Origin of the sequence: Micromonospora sp. NPDC047670 (genome assembly GCF_043204915.1) — a bacterium.
Taxonomy (GTDB): domain Bacteria; phylum Actinomycetota; class Actinomycetes; order Mycobacteriales; family Micromonosporaceae; genus Micromonospora.
The window spans coordinates 56603-73370 of sequence record NZ_JBIDDA010000008.1 but is presented as its reverse complement, the minus strand read 5'-3'; the positions used below and the strand labels follow the sequence as shown (position 1 = coordinate 73370).

The 16768-nt window shown below is 75.2% G+C and carries 15 protein-coding genes; 4 read left to right on the top strand and 11 right to left on the bottom strand.

Features of this window, described 5'->3' with window-relative positions:
* Window position 1 precedes the first annotated feature (1 nt).
* Window positions 2-664: a HEAT repeat domain-containing protein gene (locus ACGF7U_RS20400; protein WP_393108786.1), complete on the bottom strand. Its 663-nt coding sequence runs from the start codon at window positions 662-664 to the stop codon at window positions 2-4.
* 117 nt (window positions 665-781) lie between these two features.
* Between ACGF7U_RS20400 and ACGF7U_RS20395 the strand changes: the two genes are divergently transcribed.
* The gene (locus ACGF7U_RS20395) at window positions 782-1795 is read left to right on the top strand and encodes an ADP-ribosylglycohydrolase family protein (RefSeq protein WP_393108784.1); all 1014 of its coding nucleotides are present in this window, start codon (window positions 782-784) and stop codon (window positions 1793-1795) included.
* Between the two features lie 195 nt (window positions 1796-1990).
* Here ACGF7U_RS20395 and ACGF7U_RS20390 read toward each other — a convergent pair whose 3' ends face one another.
* The 4 genes from ACGF7U_RS20390 to ACGF7U_RS20375 form a co-directional block, all read right to left on the bottom strand.
* Window positions 1991-2578, bottom strand: coding sequence for a hypothetical protein (locus tag ACGF7U_RS20390; RefSeq protein WP_393108782.1), 588 nt, complete (start codon window positions 2576-2578; stop codon window positions 1991-1993).
* A gap of 79 nt (window positions 2579-2657) precedes the next feature.
* Window positions 2658-3365, bottom strand: a complete 708-nt coding sequence (locus ACGF7U_RS20385; protein WP_393108780.1) for a restriction endonuclease — start codon at window positions 3363-3365, stop codon at window positions 2658-2660.
* 396 nt (window positions 3366-3761) lie between these two features.
* Window positions 3762-5387 carry an ABC transporter permease gene (locus ACGF7U_RS20380; RefSeq protein ID WP_393108778.1) on the bottom strand — a complete coding sequence of 542 codons (1626 nt, stop codon included), beginning with the start codon at window positions 5385-5387 and terminating at the stop codon, window positions 3762-3764.
* On the bottom strand, window positions 5384-6355 hold the full coding sequence (locus ACGF7U_RS20375; RefSeq protein ID WP_393108776.1) for an ATP-binding cassette domain-containing protein: 972 nt from the start codon (window positions 6353-6355) through the stop codon (window positions 5384-5386). The genes ACGF7U_RS20380 and ACGF7U_RS20375 overlap by 4 nt, the downstream gene beginning before the upstream one ends.
* A 108-nt stretch (window positions 6356-6463) precedes the next feature.
* Between ACGF7U_RS20375 and ACGF7U_RS20370 the strand changes: the two genes are divergently transcribed.
* Window positions 6464-7216 (top strand): TetR family transcriptional regulator, encoded by a 753-nt coding sequence (locus ACGF7U_RS20370; protein ID WP_393108774.1) that lies wholly within the window; start codon window positions 6464-6466, stop codon window positions 7214-7216.
* A 50-nt stretch (window positions 7217-7266) separates the two neighbouring features.
* Here ACGF7U_RS20370 and ACGF7U_RS20365 read toward each other — a convergent pair whose 3' ends face one another.
* The 3 genes from ACGF7U_RS20365 to ACGF7U_RS20355 all read right to left on the bottom strand — a co-directional run bounded on the left by ACGF7U_RS20365 (window position 7267) and on the right by ACGF7U_RS20355 (window position 12280).
* The gene (locus ACGF7U_RS20365) at window positions 7267-7605 is read right to left on the bottom strand and encodes a hypothetical protein (RefSeq protein ID WP_393108772.1); all 339 of its coding nucleotides are present in this window, start codon (window positions 7603-7605) and stop codon (window positions 7267-7269) included.
* Window positions 7533-9974 (bottom strand): NACHT domain-containing protein, encoded by a 2442-nt coding sequence (locus ACGF7U_RS20360; RefSeq protein WP_393108770.1) that lies wholly within the window; start codon window positions 9972-9974, stop codon window positions 7533-7535. The genes ACGF7U_RS20365 and ACGF7U_RS20360 overlap by 73 nt, the downstream gene beginning before the upstream one ends.
* A gap of 512 nt (window positions 9975-10486) precedes the next feature.
* Window positions 10487-12280, bottom strand: coding sequence for an ABC transporter ATP-binding protein (locus ACGF7U_RS20355; protein WP_393109208.1), 1794 nt, complete (start codon window positions 12278-12280; stop codon window positions 10487-10489).
* A gap of 77 nt (window positions 12281-12357) precedes the next feature.
* On the opposite strand from ACGF7U_RS20355, the gene ACGF7U_RS20350 reads away from it, so the two are divergent.
* Together ACGF7U_RS20350 and ACGF7U_RS20345 are read left to right on the top strand one after the other, a co-directional pair.
* Window positions 12358-12783 (top strand): MarR family winged helix-turn-helix transcriptional regulator, encoded by a 426-nt coding sequence (locus ACGF7U_RS20350; RefSeq protein ID WP_393108768.1) that lies wholly within the window; start codon window positions 12358-12360, stop codon window positions 12781-12783.
* 200 nt (window positions 12784-12983) lie between these two features.
* Window positions 12984-14768: an N-acetylglutaminylglutamine amidotransferase gene (locus ACGF7U_RS20345; protein WP_393108766.1), complete on the top strand. Its 1785-nt coding sequence runs from the start codon at window positions 12984-12986 to the stop codon at window positions 14766-14768.
* A gap of 111 nt (window positions 14769-14879) precedes the next feature.
* Here ACGF7U_RS20345 and ACGF7U_RS20340 read toward each other — a convergent pair whose 3' ends face one another.
* From ACGF7U_RS20340 to ACGF7U_RS20330, 3 genes are all read right to left on the bottom strand, one after another.
* Window positions 14880-16016, bottom strand: coding sequence for a glutamate--cysteine ligase (locus ACGF7U_RS20340; RefSeq protein WP_393108764.1), 1137 nt, complete (start codon window positions 16014-16016; stop codon window positions 14880-14882).
* A gap of 274 nt (window positions 16017-16290) precedes the next feature.
* Window positions 16291-16479 carry a hypothetical protein gene (locus ACGF7U_RS20335; protein ID WP_393108762.1) on the bottom strand — a complete coding sequence of 63 codons (189 nt, stop codon included), beginning with the start codon at window positions 16477-16479 and terminating at the stop codon, window positions 16291-16293.
* A 3-nt stretch (window positions 16480-16482) separates the two neighbouring features.
* A complete protein-coding gene (locus tag ACGF7U_RS20330) occupies window positions 16483-16740 on the bottom strand; it encodes a MerR family transcriptional regulator (RefSeq protein WP_393108760.1) in 258 nt (85 codons plus the stop codon).
* Window positions 16741-16768 lie beyond the last annotated feature (28 nt).

Sequence of the window (16768 nt, the reverse complement as noted above, 5' to 3'; positions counted from 1 at the left end):
CTCATCCCTCCTGGCTGGTCCTGCCGAGGGCCACGATGCGCTTGGCCTCCTCGATGGCGAACTCGAATCCGGCATCCGGGTCGCGCAACAGCCGTTCGGTGGCGATCGCGTGCTGACGCACATGCGGGTCGGGATCCGTCGTCGCGGCGCGCAGGATCGGCATGATCACCTCACCGAGCGCGATCAGCGCCCGGCTGAGGCTCAACTGCGTCTCACGCTCGCCGCGCCCGAGCTGTGTCGCCAGCACTCCGGCCAACTCCGGTTCCTCACCCTCGGGCACGAGTACGGTCGCTGCTCGCCACGCGCTCCGCGCCACCTCGTCGTCGGCGTCGGCCAGCAGCGCCCGGGTGATCGCCGGCCACGCCTGCCGATCCCCGATCTTGGACAGCGTGTGCAACGCCTGGCTTCGTGCCCGCGCCCGCTCCGAGCGAAGTTCGTCGACGAGCTTGGGAACCGTCATGGATGCCGGGTGCCGGGTGAGTGCCCACGTGAGCATTTCGCGCACGTAGAATTCGGGTTCGATCGCGCATCGTTCGATGAGCTTGTCGATGAACCGCGGGTCTGGGGTCGTGCCGACCGCCAGCGCTGCCCGCAGCCGCACTGACGAGCTGCTGTGCTCCAGCGCCTGGAGAGCTCGAATCGCATCCGTGTCCTGTTTCGACATGGTTGTCGGACCACCTCCTCGGTCACAGTGAAGGCCTTGTCACTGTGTCAAGGTCAAGCGGTGCCGTGAGATGCCAGGCTGCGGCAGACCGTGACACCCGCTCCTATGCTTCCCGAAGTGACCAAGGTGAAGGCAAAGCAGTTCGCGACCGCTCGGGGCTGCGTCCTCGGGCTGATGCTCGGTGATGCCGTCGGCGCGACGGGCGGCAGGGTGCCGGCGTCCGGGCCGCTGCGGGCGACCAGCGCCGGGCAGCTCGCCTGCTTCACCGTCGACGGCCTGATCCGCGCCCACGTCCGCCACAGGCACCGGGGCATCTGTCACCCGCCGAGCATGGTGTGGGAGTCGTACCGGGGCTGGGCTGCGATCCAGGGCATCCCCGGCTTCGAGGTCAGCGGCGAAGGCCATCGGCCGGCGGGCTGGCTGGCGAAGGTGCCGGCGCTGGCGGAGCGGCGCGGATCGGCGCCGGCGACGGTGGCGGCACTGCAACGGCGGAAGATCGGCACGATCGACGATCCCAACGGCACGAGCACCGGGGCGCACGCACTCACCCGGACCCTACCGGTCAGCCTCTACCCGTGCGATGCGGCGGAGATGGCCGCCCTCACGCACGCGGGTGACGCCGTGGGCGCGGCCGGGCTGGCTGGGGCGGTGGTTCGTCTCCTCGCCGCGGGAGGTCAACTCGTGGCGGCCCTGGAGAGCGTGGTGCGTGACCCCGGGGATTGGCCCGAGACGGCGGAGCGGTCCCTGGCTCCTGCCCTGGCCGCCGCCGGGTCGGGCCCCGCCGCGCTGGGCGAGCTGACCCGCCTCGCACCCGACGCGAGGGCGGCTTCCGCGCTGGCCGGTGGGGTCTATGCCGTCGCCTGCTTCCCGGGGCGGGAGACGGTGCGCGAGGCCCTGTCGTTCGCCGCCTCGGCCGGTGACGGCGGCCACGCCGCGACGGTGGCCGGCGCCCTGCTGGGTACGGCGCACGGGCCGGACGCGCTCCCCGTCGACTGGCTGTCCCGGTTGGAGTTGGCCTGGACGGCTGACACACTGGCCCGCGACCTCGTCACCGAGCTGGTGGACAGCCCTTCGGGAGGCGAGTACTTCCCCCCGACCGATCCCTACTGGCGGACCCGCTACCCCGGCTGACGTCGGGTGAAGGTGATCCCGTGGCCGGCGGCGGGGCGGCCGTTGCCGTACCCGCCACCCGTTCGGGCGGGCCACGGCGGGACCGGCCGCCGCCAGCGCCGCCGCCGGTCGCCGTGCCGCCCAGGGATCAGGCCGGCACCGAACAGCGGGCGCCGACCCGCCGCTCGCCCTTCGCACCAAGGCAAACCCCGAGGGTCAAGCCTGTGCGGAGGTCTCCGGCGTCCGCCGCGACGCCCCGCTCGCCCGGATCTCGTCAAGCCTCGCTTCCAGCACCGTCGCCTGGGCGACAGAACCGCCACGGACGCCGAGGCCGGACCGGGCGGCGCGGTAGAAGTGGTCGCGCGCCTCGTTGGCCCGGTGCAGCAGGTCGGCGTGGTCGTCTCCCTCGGTGAGCCCGCGGGCCGCCCGCTCGATCCGCCACACGGCGTCCCGCCAGTCGCGGGCCGCCGACACCGTCGAGGCGTCCCCGAGTAGCAGGACGCTCTCCCAGGCCAGCGTGTGCCGGACGTCCGCGTCGGCCAGGCGGGCAAGGCCTTCCTCCCGGTCCATCCGGTGCCCGCGCGAGTGGGGTCGCTCATCGGCGAGCATGCGCACGGCGACGGCGTGGATCTCCTTGATCACCCGCGCGAACTCGATGTAGGCGTCGAGCCGCCGGTCGTCCCAGCGAACGGACTGGTTCCGCTTCCACCGGGTGCGGTCGGCGACGGAGGTGGCGACGATCGTGCCGATGGTGCCGATCAGCACGCCGATGAGGGCGGGCAACTGCGCGGTGACGCTTCCCATGGCTGCGAGCCTGCCAGCCGGTGGCAAGGGCCGGGGGGCCCGCCCGCCTCGGGTGCGGGGCCCGGGCCGCCCGTCCCGCTCACCCGCCCAGGATGGGGGGCGGCGTACGCGTCCAGGCCCAGGTCTCCAGCACGCGCCGGTCGACCAGCACGATGCCGAGCTGTCGAGCGAGCCGCACGCCGTCACCGGCGGTGAAGAACCCGTTGGTGACGATCATGCACAGCTCGCCGCCGTGCACCTGGCGGCAGGTGCCGGCGAACCGCTGGATGGCGGCGCTGCCCACCCGGTTCGTGGGGCTCTGCCGCTTGCACTGCACCACGGCGCGCCGGCCGTCCGGAGCGATCGCCGTGACGTCCGCTCCCCGGTCCCCGGCGCCGCCCCGCACCCGGACGTGCCGGAACCCGGACGCTTCGAGCAGCCTCGCGAACCACTGCTCGAACTCCGCCCCGGTCATCGCGTCGGTCACCGCGACGGCCCGGTCACGCTCGGCCTGCTGGGCCCGCCGACGTGCCACCTGCCTGGCCCGGACCGACACCAGGACGGCGGCGACCCCGACGGCGACGACGGCCGAGAGAGCCGACCAGTAGGGGTGCTGCTCGACGAACTCGACGATCAGGACGACGGCGACGACGGCCGCCCCGCCGAGGGCGAGAACCCAGCCGTTCCCCGAGTGGCTCCCCCAACGGCCACGCCGCGCGGGCCTTGCGCCGCGGGCGGGCCGCCGCCTGCGGTAGTGGGCCCGCACCCGGGCTCCGTTGCGGCGGACGTGCGACCTCACATGCGGCATGGGGCACCTCCCAGGGGTCGGGCACCCAGCTTCCCGCGCCGGTGTGACACACACGGTGCACGTACGTCGCCACTGTCGGCTACCCGTCACGCCGGATCGACCGCAGGTCGGCCGTGGAGCGCGGGCCGCCGAAGGACGTCCGACCGCCTTCCTGCGACCCTCGGAACGGCCTCGATCAGAAGTGGCGGCCAGGACGGACGACGCATGTGCTGGTGATCCGCGTCCATCCCGTGCTGCGCGCAACTTCGGGGAGATAGCGGCCTCCGACAGCCCGCGAGACAACTATTTCCCCGAAGTTGCGGACCCCGACGCGTACCCGACGCGACCCGACGCGACCCGCCGGTGCCCGACGCGCGGCGTCGGCCGGGTGGGCCGCGCAGCGCGGGCGCGGCCGGGTCAGCTCGGGACGTCGCGGCGGCGGAAGCCGGTCAGGCCGGCCGCGAGCAGCGCCGCCGCGATCGCGGTCAGCACGACGAGCGGCAGCGCCGCCGGGTCGACCGCCGGCGCCGAGGGCACGTGGGTGTACGGCGACAGGTTCAGCGCCGCCTGCGGCAGGTCGAGCACCGCGCCGAGCTGCCCGAGCAGCAGGAACCCGATCAGCGCCACCCAGGACAGCGCCACCGACCAACGCGGCAGCAGCCCGAACAGCGCCGTCACCACCCCGGCCACCACCAGCAGGGCCGGCAGTCGCACCAGCGCCGCCCCGCCCAGCTCCGCCGCCTGGCCGAGGGGGTCCCCGGTCACGACGCCGTAGCCCAGCCCGGTGGCGAGGCCGCCCAGCAACACCAGGGCGAGCGCGCCGAGCGTCGCGGCGACCACCTGGGTGGTCAGCCAGCGGGTGCGACTCACCGCCGTGGCCAGCACCGCCTCCAACACGCCGTCGGTTTCGTCGCCGCGCGTGCGCAGCAGCGCCTGCACGACGTACGCCCCGATGGTCAGCGCGAACAGCCCCAGCATCGCCGCCAGGTACGCGTCGATCAGTCTCGCGCCGCCGCCCATCGCGCTGATCGCCTCGGCGGCGGCCGGGTTCTCCTCGATCATGGCGTTGAACTCGTCGCCGGCGATGCCCATCGAGAACCCGAGCACCGCCACCCCGATCGCCCAGCCGAGCAGCGCGCCGCGCTGCAACCGCCAGGCCAGCCCGGCGGGGCTGAGCAGCCGGGGCGCGGCCGTCGCCGGCCCCCGCCGGGGCGCGACCAGCCCGGCGCCGACGTCCCGCCGCTCGGCGAGGGCGTAGGCGAGCGCCACGCCGGCGGCCAGCAGCGCGACGGGCAGCGCCAGCGTCCACCACCGTTCGCCGCCGAACGCGCGGACCTGGTTGCCCCAGCCGAGCGGGGAGAGCCAGGACGGCCAGGCGCTGACCACCCGCGTGCCGCCGTCGGTCTGCTCGCCCAGCACGTCGCCCGCGGCGCGGAGCAGGAAGGCGATCCCGACGGCGGCGGCGGCCAGCGCGTTCGCGCCCCGGGACGTGACGGGGATCTGGGCGGTGACGGCGGCGACCCCGGTGAAGGCCACGCCGACCCCGCCGACGGCGGCCGCCGCGGCGACGGACCCGGCGAGCGGCAGCCCGGCGCCGGCCAGGGCGACGGCGAGCAGGGCCGCGGCCAGCACGTTCGCCGCGACGACGACCAGCAGGGCGGCGGTGAGCAGCGCGTACCGGCCGACGGCGGAGGCGCCGAGCAGCTCCGCCCGGCCGGTCTCCTCGTTCTGCCGGGTGTGCCGGACCACCGCGAAGGTGCTCAGCAGCGCGGCGAGCAGGGCCAGCGTGACGTACGACTCGGCGACCACCACCGCGCCGAGGTCGGTGCCGGCGATCGGCCCGTTGAACGCGCGGGCGACCAGGCTGGACGCCGACGTGGTGGCGTACCCGACCCGGGCCGCCCCGTCCGGGTAGAAGCCCTTGACGCTGCCGGCGAGGGCGTAGCCGAGCAGGGGCGTGCCGAGCACCCAGACGGCGAGCCGGACCCGGTCGCGGCGCAGCACGAGCCGGGCGAGCCGCCCGGTGCCGGTGAACGCGCTCATCGGGCGTCCGCCTGCCGGTCGGCGCCCGCCCGGTGGTGGTCGTCCCGGTCCGTCAGTGGTCCGGACGGTCGCGCGGCGACGGCGGCGCGCTCGTCGCCGTAGTGGCGCAGGAACAGCTCCTCCAGGGTGGGCGGGGCGCTGGTGAGGGCGCGGACCCCGAAGCGGACGAGGTGCCCGAGCAGCTCGTCGAGGTGGGCGGGCTCGACCTCCAGGTGGGTGCGCCCGTCGACCTCGCGCACCTCGTGGACGCCGGGCAGGTCCGCCAGGCCGGTCGCCGGCCGGGCGGTCTCCACCGTCACCGCCGTACGCGTGAGGTGGCGCAGCTCGGTGAGGGTGCCGGACTCGACGGTGCGGCCCTCGCGGATGATGCTGACCCGGTCGCAGAGCGCCTCGACCTCGGCCAGCACGTGGCTGGAGAGCAGCACTGTGGCGCCGTCGCGCTTGAGCTGGCGGACCTCGTCCTGGAACACGGCCTCCATCAGCGGGTCGAGCCCGGAGGTGGGCTCGTCGAGCACGTAGAACTCGACGTTCGAGGCGAAGGCCGCGACGATGGCCACCTTCTGCCGGTTGCCCTTGGAGTAGGTGCGGCACTTGCGTGTCGGGTCGAGGTCGAAGCGCTCCAGCAGGGCGGCGCGGCGGCGCCGGTCGAGCCCGCCGCGCAGCTCGCCGAACAGGTCGATGGCCTCGCCGCCGGAGAGGTTCGGCCACAGGTTCACGTCGCCGGGGACGTACGCCAGCCGGCGGTGCAGGGCGACCGCCTCCCGCCACGGGTCGGCGTCGAAGACCCGCACGTCGCCCGCGTCGCGGCGCAGCAGGCCGAGCAGGATGCGGATGGTGGTGGACTTGCCGGAGCCGTTGGGGCCGAGGAAGCCGTGCACCTCCCCCGCCTCGACCCGCAGGTCCAGTCCGTCGAGCGCCCGGACGCTGCCGAACGTCTTGACCAGGTTGTCGATGGAGATGACGGGCATGACCCCTCCTGCCGCTGGCGGTGCAGACCACCCCCACTGTACTGACCGCCGGTCAGGCGGATCAACAGTGCTGCCTCCCACCGGTCAGACGCGGCTACCCTTGCCGGCATGACCGTCGACGCACCCGACGACACGCGGACCCGGATCCTGCGCGCCGCGCTCGACCTGTTCGCCGAACACGGCTACCAGCGCACCTCGCTGCGCCAGATCGGTGAGCGGCTGCGGCTGACCAAGGCCGCGATCCTCTACCACTTCCCCGCCAAGGAGCACCTGCTCGCGGCCCTGGTCGAGCCGCTGCTCGCCGACCTGGAGGCGCTTCTGGACCGGGCCGGCGGGCTACCGGCCGAGCGGGCCCGCCGGGTGGTGCTGGAGGGCTGGGTGGACACCATGCTGGCCCACCGCCGCCCGCTCGGCATGCTCTTCCACGACATCGCCCTCATCACGCGCGGGGACACGTACCACCGTCTGATGGGGATCGCGATGCGGGCCAACGACCTCATCGCCGGGCCGGACGCCGGCCGGCGGGAGCGGGTCCGGGCGGTGCAGGCGGTCGCGGCGTGCAGCGACCCGGTGGTCTTCTTCACCGACGTGCCGGACGAGGTGCTGCGCGCCGACATGCTCGACGGCATGCACCGCCTGCTGGACGGCGTGCCGCCGTCGGGCGCCGGCGCGCCCGCGGACGGTGGCGCGTCGAGGGGCCGGCGCCGGCCCGGCCGGCCGCGGGCGATGAGCCCGGAGCAGGTGGAGACGGCCCGGCGGATGCATGCCGAGGGCAGCCACTCGGCGGACGAGATCGCGGCCGCCCTGGGCGTCTCGCGGGCCACCGTCTACCGCCACCTCGACGCCGCGTCGGCGCAATAATGAGACGGATTACGAGATGATTTTGAGACGATAGGGCCGGCGCCGGCGGCTCAGTCGTCGTGCCACATCGGTGCGCCGCGGCGCACCGTCCGCGCCACGATCTCCGGGGCGTCCAGCACGTCGGCGAGCCTGCGGGCCGCAGCCACCGCGAGCGCCCCCAGCGTCGGATGGCCGATCACCGCGTGGCAGGCCTGCAAGCCGATCTCCGCCAGCTCCCGCCGGGTCAGCTGGATGCGCCGGGCGCGGGCCCGCTGCGCGGCGAGCGCGGCACGGACCCGGTCGCGCAGCTCCGCCCGCTCGTCGACGACCCGCCGCATCACCGCCACCGACCAGCCCCAGGTCTGCGCGAGCACCAGCGGGTCGGTCGGGTCGCCGCGGTCGTCGGCCAACAGCAGTTGCTCGTGGCAGATGGCGACGACCGCGGCCACGTCTCCGTCCGCGTCGAGGATGGTCCGGGCCAGCAGCCCCGCGCCGACAGGCGCCGGGTGGCCCTGGGCGTCGCCGGCGCTGTCCGCCACGACCAGTCGCCCCAGGTCCGCCCGGGCCGCGTCGACGTCGCCCTCGGCGTAGCGGACGACCGCCAGGAACTCCCTCGTGGCGACCACCGGCCGGCCCGCCCGGTCCTCGGCGCGGACCAACTCGTCGCCGGCGGTCCGCAGCTCCGCCAGCGGCGCCCCGCCGGCGACCAGGTCGGCGATCCGCCGGCGCTGCTCCCACAGCGGGGTTCCCTCGACGGGCGCGAGCGGCACCGGCACCGGGGCCAGCAGCTCCGCCAGCCGGCCCACTCACGGGCCGCCGCGCCCACCAGCAACGCCCTGCGCAGCGACGTCAGCGTCCGGTCGTCGGCCGGCCCGACGCTCGCCGCGCGGGCCCGCGTGACGGCGGCGAACACGCCGAGCGCCTCCGACCAGTACCCGGCCCGGGCCAGCTCGACGCCGAACTCCTCCCGCAGCCGGCTGCCCCGCCGCCCCGCCAGCGAGCCGGCCGCCAGCCTGCCCTGCACGCGGCCGTGCCGGAACCGGTACGCGCCGGCGCCGTGCCGCACCAGGCCGACCGTCTCGGCATGGTCGAGGAACGCCAGCAGGCGGTGCGGCAGGTGCCCGCGCGCCGCGAGCACGAGCCGGGCCACGCAGAACCGCACCCACGCGCCGCCCCCGCGCGTGTGCACCCACCAGCCCACCCCCAGGCCCACCCCGGCGTAGCCGAGGGCCCGCGGCGGTGGCATCCGGGGCAGCAGACCGGTCACCCACAGGACCGCGACGCCGCCCAGCACTCCGGCGAGCGCGGTGACGACGGCCGGCACCACCGACGCGATCGTCGCCGCGCGGTCGGCCCGGACGGTCTCGACCACGCCGGTGGCCCCGAGTTCCGCGGCCGGGGCCGCGAAGTCGATCCGCAGGGCGGACCGGAGCGCGACGAGGACGAGCCAGGCGACGCCGAGCACGACCGCGGCCCGCACCTCGACCGGCCACCCCGTCAGCCCGGGCAGCCGGTCGAGCTGGGCGGCCAGCGCGGGCGGCGGGGTGAACAGCCACAGCACGAACCAGGTCAGGAAGCCCCAGAACACGCCCCGGAACAGCCCGTCGAGCGCCCCCTCGCGGAGCGCGCCCCACCCGCCGACGAACACCGCCCGGGACGGGCGGCTGCCCGGCTCCCGGCCGCCAATGCCCAGCGCGGCGGCCGCCACGGCCACGGCCGCGGCCGCCACCGCCAGGTCCGCGGGATGCGCCGCGAGCGCGGTGAGCAGCTCGTCGGTCCTCGGATCGGTCACCACCGCGGCCACCGACCTGAGCCCCTCCCCCGCCAGGGCGAGGGTCAGCCAGACCGCCAGGCCGGTACGCAGACCGTCGACGGCGGCCCAGAACAGCCGGGGCAGCGCCGACGGCAACTGCCACCAGCGGAACTCCCGCACGTCCAGCGACTCCAGGTGCGCGGCGAGGAAGGCCAGGTACCGGCGGGCCCTCGCCGGCTCCCACCGGCGCAGTCCCTGGGCGCCCCGGCGGGACCGCAGCGCGGCGTCGACCGCACGGGACAGCAACTCGTCCTCCACGGAGCCGCGTCCCCGGCTGGCCGCCAGTGGCACGAGGTCGCGCGGATCGGTGCCCGGCTGGTCGAACGCGCTCCGGGCCATCGCCACCATCAGCGGCGTGGACAGCGCCCCGCTCAGCTCCGCGTCGCCGCCGATCCGCGCCGCCACGGTGGTCCAGCTCTCGGCCTGGTGCAGGGGCGCGGCGTCGACGAGGTACTCCGCCACGTCGTCCGGGGCCAACGGGTCGATGACCACCACCGCCGCGCCACGCACCTTCTCACCCTGGACGAGGTGCTTCTCGTAGACCGAGGTCCGGCAGGTCAGCACGAAGCGTTGCGTCGGCAGCTGGTTGAGTTCCTCCAGACAGGCGGTCACCTGCTCCTCGGGCACCTCGTCCAGCCCGTCGAGGACCGGCACGACGAGATCCGTCTCCACGAGGTCCCGCAGCACCGCCACCCGGCGCGGATGACTGGGCGCGAGCGGTGTGTAGCGCCGGGCGAGCCGGTCCACCAGCCAGTCGTGGAACGTCTCGGCGGTCGGATCCCACGAGCCGACGGGCAGCAGCACGGGTACGGGCGCGTCGGCGTCCCGGTGCGGCGGCAGCTCCCGCGCCATCCGCAGCGCGATGATGGACTTGCCGGATCCGGGCGGCCCCAGCACCAGCAGGCGTCCGGACGGGATGCCGCGGTAGCGGCTCCACAGTGCCCCGTGGCGGCCGGAGAGGTCCATCGGGCCGGCGTCGCTGGACCGGCCGATGGCCCGCCAGGACGCAGCAGCCGTTCCGGGGCGGTGTGCCAGGTCACCGGGAGCGGGTACGGCTCGTCGACCGCCCGCAGCAGGGCCTCGTCGGTCGGCTCGCGCCGCACCAGTTCGAGGAGCTCGTCCGCGGCCGCCCGGCGGTGCACCGCCGCCGCGCCCGAGGCGGCCTGCCGGTTGGTGAGGATCTGGTCGAGCACCACGTAGACGCCGATGACGCCCGCGATCACGCCCCAGGTCCAGTTGACCTTCTCGAAGTCGTACCGCAGCCAGACCCAGGCGGTCCCGCCCGTCGCGACGGCGGCCACGACGACGAGCAGGCCCCGTCTCCACCCCCGCCGCTGCACCGGATGATTGTGATCGTCCGCGCGTCGGTCCGGCAGCCCGGGGAGGGTGGCTGGCACACCGCCGCCGGCGTCGGCCGCGGTCGGGCGGTGAAAATGGCGGCGACTGCCGTCACGCGGCGAGGATCGCGGCGACCGCCGTCAGGCGGCGAGGGTGGCGTAGCGGCCGGCGCGCTCCAGCAGACTGTCGTGGTCGCCCGACTCGACAATCCGGCCGTGGTCGAGCACGGCGATCTGGTCCGCGCCCCGCACGGTGGAGAGCCGGTGGGCGATGGTGATGGTGGTCCGGCCGCGGGCCACCTCGTCGAACGCCCGCTGCACGGCACGCTCGGTGTCGGTGTCCAGCGCGCTCGTGGCCTCGTCGAGGATCAGGACGCGCGGGTCGCGCAGCAGCGTACGGGCGATGGCGAGGCGCTGCTTCTCGCCGCCGGAGAAGCGGTGGCCCCGCGAGCCGACGACCGTGTCGTACCCGTCGGGCAGGCCGGCGATCAGGTCGTGGATCTGGGCGGCGCGGGCCGCGGCCTCGATCTCGGCGTCGGTGGCCTCGGGGCGGGCGTAGCGCAGGTTCTCCCGCACGGTGGTGTGCAGCAGGTAGGTCTCCTGGCTGACCACGCCGACGATCGCCGCCAGGTCGGCCAGGCGCAGGTCGCGCAGGTCGACGCCGTCGACGGTGATCCGGCCGCTGGTCGGGTCGTACAGGCGGCTGACCAGCGCGGCCAGGGTGCTCTTGCCGGAGCCGGTCTCGCCGACCAGGGCCAGCCCGGTGCCGGCCGGCACGTCGAGGGTGATCCCGGCGACGGCGGCGGTGTCGCTGCCCGGGTAGCTGAAGGTGACGTCCGTGAAGCGCAGGTCGCCGCGGACCCGGCGGGGGTCGACGTCGACCGGGTCGGCGGGGTCGGCCACCTCGACGGGCAGGTCGAGGTACTCGAAGATCCGCGCGAACAGGGCCAGCGAGGCGGTCACGGAGACGCCCACGTTGAGCAGGCCCATCAGCGGCCGGAACAGGCCGCCCTGCAACGCGGTGAAGGCGACCAGGGTGCCGATGCTGAGCGTGCCGGCGGCGCCGGGCAGGCCGGCGCTGAGGTAGATGACCGCCGGGATGGCGGCGAAGACGACGTTCATCGAGGCCATCCGCCAGCGGCCGGCCAACTCGGAGCGCAGCTCCAGGTCGACCAGGCGGGCCGACGAGGCGGCGAAACGCGCGGCGAGCACCGGGCCGGTGCCGAGGGTCTTGGCCAGGTGCACGCCGCTGACCAACAGCCCCTCCTCGACGGTGACGTTGAGGTCGGCGAGCTCGCGCTGGCGGCGCGCGGTGATCTCGCGGCGCAGGTGGGCGACCCGGCGGGTCAGCCAGATGGCCGGTGGCAGCACCACGAGGGAGACCAGCGAGAGCCGCCAGGAAAGGACGACCATCGCCACCGCCGTGGCCACCACGGTGGTCAGGTTGGACGCGATCGAGGTCGCGGTCGAGGTGACGACGCTCTGCATGCCGCCGATGTCGTTGGTGATCCGGGACTGCACCTCGCCGGTGCGGGTGCGGGTGAAGAACGCCAGCGACTGCCGTTGCAGGTGGGTGAAGACGTCGGTGCGCAGCCGGTGCATGACCTGCTGCCCGACCCGGGTCGAGATCCAGGTCTGCGCCACGCCGAGCACCGAGGTGACGGCGGCGACCGCGACCATGCCGGCCACGAGCCAGACCAGCAGGGCCAGGTCGCGCTCCGGCAGGGCCCGGTCGATCACCGCGCGGAGCAGGAAGGGCGATGCCATGGCGAGCACCGAGGACACCACGATGATCGCGGTGACCGCGGCGAGCGGGCCACGGTGCCGGGTGAAGAGCGCGCCGACGCGCCGCAGCGACACCTGACGGGCCTGGGCCTTCTCGGCAGCGCTGACCTTGCGGGGGCCGCGGTCGCGGCCGACGGGGGTGGGTTCCAAGAGTCGATTCCTCACGTAGGGATGCTGAGGTTGCCTCAACATGAGGAAACAACGGCACCTGCTGCTACCGTATTCCCGTGACCGGAGACGCGGAGGGCGTGGCGGACGGGCTCGCCGACGCGTTCTGGGCGGTGACCCGGCGGCTGCGCCACCGCACCCGGGAGGCGCTCGCGCCCTGGGAGGTCACACCCGGCCAGTCCCGGGCGCTCCAGGTGCTGATCCGGCACGGCGAGCTGCGGCTCAGCGCGCTCGCCGAGCACCTCCGCATCGCCCCGCGCTCAGCCACCGAGGTCGTGGACGACCTCGAGGCGCGCGGTCTGGTGCGGCGCCGGCCCGACCCGGCGGACCGGCGCGCCACCCTGGTCGCGCCGACCGAGCACGGTACGCGCACCGGCGCGGCCATCGACGCCGCCCGCCGCGGCGCCGCCGAGGACCTCTTCGGGAGCCTCGCACCGGCCGACCGGGAACAACTCGCCCGCATCCTGCGTACGCTGCGCGACTGACCGGCCGCCCACGACCCGGCACCGGCCGACGCCCGCAACCGGGGCGCCGTCCGGGTTTGACGCGGCCGGCGCCGGGTAGCCGAGCCGCCCCGTCCTGCGGACGGGACCGGGCCCCCGCGAGCGGGTGGTCCGGCACCTGTGAGGCCGACGGGAGTGGTGACGGTGGGTCCGGTACGCCGCAAGTCGGGTGGTCGCTGACGATGTGCGGCATCAGTGGCGAGGCGAGGTTCGACGGGGCGACGCCGGACGCCGACGCGGTGACCCGGATGGCCGAGGCGATGCGGTCCCGGGGCCCGGACGGCGAGGGCCTCTGGAGCGACGGCTGGGTGACCCTCGGGCACCGCCGGCTCACCATCATCGACCTGTCCGAGGCGGGCTCGCAGCCCATGCTGCGCGAGGACCTCGGCCTGGCGCTGGTCTTCAACGGCTGCGTCTACAACTACCCCCAGCTCCGCGAGGAGCTGCGGGAGGCCGGGCACACGTTCCACTCCACCAGCGACACCGAGGTGATCCTGGTGGCGTACGCGCAGTGGGGCGAGCGCTTCGTCGACCACCTGGTCGGCATGTTCGCCGTCGTGCTGGTGGACCGGCCGCGGCGACGCCTGGTGCTGGCCCGGGACCGGCTCGGCATCAAGCCGCTCTACCTCGCGGAGTCGCCCGGCCGGCTCCGGTTCGCCTCCACCCTGCCGGCGCTGCTGCGCGCCGGCGACGTCGACACCTCGATCGACCCGGTGGCGCTGCACCACTACCTCTCCTGGCACTCGATCGTGCCGGCGCCCCGGACCGTCCTGCGCGGCGTGCGCAAACTGCCCCCGGCCACCCTGCGCGTCGTCGAGGCGGACGGGCGCAGCCGCGAGCACGTCTACTGGCAGCCGGACTACGTCCGGGACCCCGCCCACGCCGGCATGGACGCGCGGGACTGGCGGGCCGCGGTCGGGGACGCGCTGCGCACGGCGGTACGGCGGCGGCTCGTCGCCGACGTCCCCGTCGGGGTCCTGCTCTCCGGCGGCCTGGACTCCAGCATGATCGTGGCGCTGCTCGCCGAGGCCGGGCAGCACCACCTGCAGACGTTCAGCATCGGCTTCGACAGCCGCGGCGACGAGGCCGGCGACGAGTTCCACTACTCCGACCTGGTGGCGCGCGCCTTCGGCACCGACCACCACCGCATCCAGCTCCCCGACGACGACCTCGTCCCGGCGGTACGCCGGACCGTCCAGGCGATGACCGAGCCGATGGGCAGCCACGACGTGGTCGCCTTCCACCTGCTGTCCGAGCAGGTGGCCCGGCACGTCAAGGTGGCCCAGTCCGGCCAGGGCGCCGACGAGGTCTTCGCCGGCTACGGCTACCACCAACCGCTGGCCCGGGTGCCCCGCGACGGCGCGGCGGACGCCTTCGCCGAAGCGTTCTTCGACCGGGACCACGCCGAGCTGAGCCGGGTGGTCAGCCCCGCGTACGCCTGCGACCGCGACGCCAGCCGGGAGCTGCTCGCCGCGCACCTGGCCGGGCCCGGCGCGGACACCGCGCTGGACGCGGTGCTGCGCCTGGACACCCACCTGATGCTCCCCGACGACCCGGTGAAGCGGGTGGACAGCATGAGCATGGCGTGGGGGCTGGAGGTGCGCACCCCGTTCCTGGACCAGGACCTGGTCGCCCTCGCCGCGGCCTGCCCGCCCGGGCACAAGGTGGCCGACGGCGGCAAGGGCGTGCTCAAGGAGATCGCCCGGGAGGTGCTGCCGGCCGAGGTGGTCGACCGGCCGAAGGGCTACTTCCCGGTGCCGGCGCTGCGCAACGTCGACGGCCCGGTCCGGCGGCTCGTCACCGAGGCCCTCGCCGCGCCCGCCGCGCGCGAGCGCGCCCTGTTCCGCCGCGAGTACGTCGACGAGCTGCTCGCCGAGCCGGACCGGGCCCAGGCCGCCGCCGGCAGCAACAAGCTCTGGCAGCTCGGCCTGCTGGAACTCTGGCTCCAGTCCCACGACATCCGCTGACCCGCCCCTGCTCCGGCCCCCGGCATCCGCCGACCGGCCCCGCCCGGACCGCCGCCTCCGCCCGAGGGCGCCCGGACCGACCTGGGGCCGCCCGGGCGGGGCGCGGGGTGCTCAGCAGGCGAGGGTCTCGACGGCGAGGTGGTCCAGGACGGCGCGCACGTCGTTGTCGGTGCTCGCCATGACGCGGCGCTGTCGGGTGGCGCCGTTGCCGTCCCGGCGCACCCGGGCCAGTTGGTCGCGTACGTAGTCCAGGTCGCCGTGGCGCGCCAGGGCCGGCGAGACGGTGGCGACGAGATCGTCGACCAGGTCCCAGGCCCGGCGGGCACCGCCCGAGCGCAGGTCGATCAGGTCGCCCTCCAGGCCGTCGTGGGCGGCCCGCCAGTGCGCGGCGGAGACCAGGCAGTCCCGGATGCGGGGAGCGGCGACCCCGGCCCGGACGTCGTCGGCCAGCGTCGCGACGAGCGCCCGGACCAGCCCCGCGACCAGCACCGCGTCGTCCACCCCCGGGCACACGTCGCCCACCCGGATCTCGACGGTGGGGTACGCGGCCGACGGGCGCGCGTACCAGTAGACCATCGCCGCGTCGAGCATGATCCCCGCGCCGATCAGTTCGTCGACCGTCGCGTCGTAGTCGGCGGCCGACTCGAAGTGCGGGGTCGGGCCGATGCTGGGCCAGCGTTCCAGCTGCATCGAACGCCAACTGGCGTGCCCCGTGTCGCGGCCGTCGTGCAGCGGCGAGTTCGCGGTGATCGCCTGCACCACCGGCAGCCAGGGACGCAGGTGGTTGCAGACCTGGACGGCCAGTTCCCGGTCGGGCATCCCGACGTGGACGTGGCAGCCGCAGACGGCCGGATCGTGCGCGACCGGGCCGAAACGCCGGGACATGGCGTGGTAGCGCGGTTTGTCCGGCACCGTCCGGTGCGGCTCGTGCACTGGCGTGGCGCCCACGGCGACGAGCCGGGCCCCGGCGCCGCGGGCCGCGTCGGCGGCAGAGCGGCGCAGCGCCACGAGGTGGGCGCGCAACTCCGCCAGGTCGGCGGTGACCGGCGTGACCATCTCCACCATGCTGTGCCGGAACTCCTGGCGGCTCTGGTCCCGGGCGGCGCCGGACAGGGCGGCGAGCACCCGGTCGGCGACCGGGAGGCTCTCCCCGGTGCGCGGGTCGAGCAGCAGGTACTCCTCCTCCACACCGAGGGTGAGGGCGGCCAGGTCGGGCACCGTGGTGGCAACTGCCGGACGGTACGTCATGGGCGGTCGGCGTCCGTTCCTCGGGCGACGCGCCGGGCGTCGCACTGGCGGGCAACCCGCGTTCCCGGCCCGCCGCACCGGAAACGCGCCGGACCGCGGGCCGCCGGAACGTCGTGCGCCGGACCGGACGTCCCCCGCGGGCCCTCGCCGCCGTTGGGGCGCTATCCGCCGGGGTACGCCGAGGCCGCCCGCCCGGACAGGAAGGCGCGTTCGGCCGCGTTGCACGTCCGCTCGGCGACTGTCCGGTATGCCCGGGCCGCCTCCTCCATCCGGCTCAGGGTCGAACGCTCACCTCCGACCGGGCCGGGACCGGCTCGCCGGCCGGTGCGGCGCATCCGGCGTCCGCACAGTCCCCGGCGAGGCCGGCGGCCGTCCGGGCGACCCGCAGGTAGGCGCCCAGGGCGTCGCGGTCGCGGGTCAGGCACCCGATACGGCGGTCGAGCTGGTCCCGCTGCCGGGTCACCTGCTAGATCATGTGCGTGCAGGGCACCTGCGGCGGCAGGTCCGTCGGGCTGTCGAGGTAGGGCAGGATCTCGCGGATGAGCCGGGTCGGCAGGCCGGCCTCGATCAGGCCGCGGATCGGCCGGACCGCCTCGACCGCACCGTCGTCGAAGTCGCGGTAGCCGTTGCCGCCGCGCGCGGGCCGGATCAGCCCCTCCTGCTCGTAGTGGCGCAGCGCGCGGACGCTGACGCCGGTCGCCCGCGCCAGTTCGCCGATCCTCACGACGCGGCACCCCCGACGCCTCGCCGGG

Coding starts and splice junctions, on each gene's coding strand:
- ACGF7U_RS20400 (WP_393108786.1), bottom strand. CDS start 664: ATGTCGAAACAGGACACGGATGCGATTCGAGCTCTCCAGGCGCTGGAG.
- ACGF7U_RS20390 (WP_393108782.1), bottom strand. CDS start 2,578: ATGGGAAGCGTCACCGCGCAGTTGCCCGCCCTCATCGGCGTGCTGATC.
- ACGF7U_RS20385 (WP_393108780.1), bottom strand. CDS start 3,365: ATGCCGCATGTGAGGTCGCACGTCCGCCGCAACGGAGCCCGGGTGCGG.
- ACGF7U_RS20380 (WP_393108778.1), bottom strand. CDS start 5,387: ATGAGCGCGTTCACCGGCACCGGGCGGCTCGCCCGGCTCGTGCTGCGC.
- ACGF7U_RS20375 (WP_393108776.1), bottom strand. CDS start 6,355: ATGCCCGTCATCTCCATCGACAACCTGGTCAAGACGTTCGGCAGCGTC.
- ACGF7U_RS20370 (WP_393108774.1), top strand. CDS start 6,464: ATGACCGTCGACGCACCCGACGACACGCGGACCCGGATCCTGCGCGCC.
- ACGF7U_RS20360 (WP_393108770.1), bottom strand. CDS start 9,974: ATGGACCTCTCCGGCCGCCACGGGGCACTGTGGAGCCGCTACCGCGGC.
- ACGF7U_RS20345 (WP_393108766.1), top strand. CDS start 12,984: ATGTGCGGCATCAGTGGCGAGGCGAGGTTCGACGGGGCGACGCCGGAC.
- ACGF7U_RS20340 (WP_393108764.1), bottom strand. CDS start 16,016: ATGACGTACCGTCCGGCAGTTGCCACCACGGTGCCCGACCTGGCCGCC.